This is a genomic window from Xanthomarina sp. (genome assembly GCF_035306705.1).
GTDB lineage: Bacteria > Bacteroidota > Bacteroidia > Flavobacteriales > Flavobacteriaceae > Xanthomarina.
Genome location: NZ_DATGNO010000162.1, coordinates 1 through 2,051, shown reverse-complemented (window position 1 = coordinate 2,051; position 2,051 = coordinate 1). Strand labels below are relative to the sequence as shown.

The 2,051-nt window shown below is 34.1% G+C and carries 2 protein-coding genes; one reads left to right on the top strand and one right to left on the bottom strand.

Annotated elements, in window-relative coordinates; translation table 11 throughout:
- Nucleotides 1-891, top strand: an 891-nt coding sequence (locus VKY47_RS13020; protein ID WP_324313246.1) for a HipA domain-containing protein, incomplete at its 5' end; no start/stop codon positions are given.
- A 403-nt stretch (nt 892-1,294) separates the two neighbouring features.
- Here VKY47_RS13020 and VKY47_RS13015 read toward each other — a convergent pair.
- A complete protein-coding gene (locus tag VKY47_RS13015; RefSeq protein WP_324313247.1) occupies nt 1,295-1,567 on the bottom strand; it encodes a type III PLP-dependent enzyme domain-containing protein in 273 nt (90 codons plus the stop codon).
- Between the last annotated feature and the right edge of the window lie 484 nt (nt 1,568-2,051).

Genomic DNA, 2,051 nt, shown 5'->3' with positions numbered 1-2,051 from the left:
GCTTGCCTTAAAGAATTTTGGCAAGACAACGAGCCGGTTTTGCAATTGGAATACGGCATGTCGGAAATAGACAAGCTGGCCAAGGAAAACGTAGCACAACGGTTAATCGTTACTGGTGTACAGCCAAAGCTATCTTTAGGCTATAATAATGAAGCGATTAATGATAAGCGCCTAACCATTGTTGGTGCTTTAAATGGACGGTTTATTTTAAAGCCTCCATTTGCCCTGCATCCTGAAATGCCACAAATAGAAGCTTTATCCATGCATCTTGCCAAAGCCTGCGGTGTAGATACCGTGCCTTTTTTATTAATCCCTCTGAAAGATGGCGAACTCGCTTACCTAACACGACGAATAGATCGCAAAGCAGATGGCAGTAAGCTGGCTATGGAAGACGCTTGTCAATTTACAGAACGATTGACAGAACATAAATATAGAGGATCTTATGAGCAAATTGCCAAGGGCATAAAGACCTACGGTTATAATCCCTTAATTGATATTATACGCTTTTATGAACAGGTAATAGTTTCGTTTCTAATAGGGAACAATGATATGCATTTAAAAAACTTCTCTTTGATTGCCGAGGCACCAGGGAACTATAGTTTAACACCTGTATATGATATGATAGCGGCACAACTACTTGTTGATGATCCCGAAGAACTAGCACTCAATATCAATGGAAAAAAGAATCGTATAAGTCGTTCAGATTTTGATGGAGCCATAGAAGGAAGTGGTATTCCTAAAAAGGCCATCCAAAATATCTGGAAGCGTATAGAAACCGGAATGACAGAATGGGAGCAACTAATTAATAACAGTTTCTTAAGCAATGATAAAAAAGAAGAATTCAAAGAATTAATCGCTAAAAAAGCAAAACAGATAAATCTAAAATTTTAGAGACTATTAATAGTATTTCATCAAATTTATATAGGTTTGAATCCTTGTTTTTTGTATTTTAGTAGAAAGGTTTGAAAGTCATTTAAAACCAAACACGTTCATTCAAAGTGTCTGCTATTCGGTTACCATTTGTAAAAGCAAATCTGTAAACCTCAACAATATCAAGCGTTTGCCGATTGGGTCTAAATCCTGTCGAGGTCACTTTTTAGAATACCAATTCTAAGCAAAACCACGCAAATCGTACTGATTGCGTGGTTTTTTCGTTTAAATAAAACAATGATTTGCCCACAAACATAATTACATCTAGACAGTTAAAGCATGAACCTATTTATAATACTTCCAAAAACCTGCTCCCTACTAATTATAAAAACACTAACTAAAACTATAAAATAATATAGAGCCACTAACCCCAATAAATTGAACTAGGAAGTACCCTCAAATTATATTGAGATGCCATAACTTCACCATAAGCTCCACAAGATTTTATAGTAATAAGATCACCTCTCACGGTTTTAGGTAAAACTAAATCTTTACCAAAACAATCAGAAGTTTCGCAAATTGGCCCAACAACATCATAACGCTCATTTTCAATAAAAATAGATGTAAGGTTCTCTATTTTATGAGAGGCTTGATATAACGCTGGCCTTATTAAATCAGTCATTCCGGCATCTATAATTGCAAAACACCTTACATAAAGGTGCTTTTATTCTCTAAGTGTATATACACTTTAACACCTCACCCCTCTATAGTAAATAATAACAACTATCCAGGAAAGTGTTAATGCATTGTGAACCTATATGTTTAATAGAAAAAGTAATCTTAATTTTGATGTAAGTTGAAATATTGTAGTCCTGAAAATCATTTAATCATCATATCGAGTTTATAGATGGATAATAAAGGACCTATGTAACAGGATTGCAAAATGAGTGATTACCTATAGTTGGCATCAAATTTGCCATTACCAATGGCGTAGAAAGTAGTCAAATGGTTCCAACACTTTAACGGTAAAATTACAAGGCTTTCACTTTTAAAATAAATTAATCAGAATTCAAAAATTAAGCATAAATAACAATTATGAAACATATAGTTATTTTAATATTTGCAACTTTTTTAGCAAGTTGTGGATCATCGGGTGAAATGAAAAATACCAAAACCCAAAC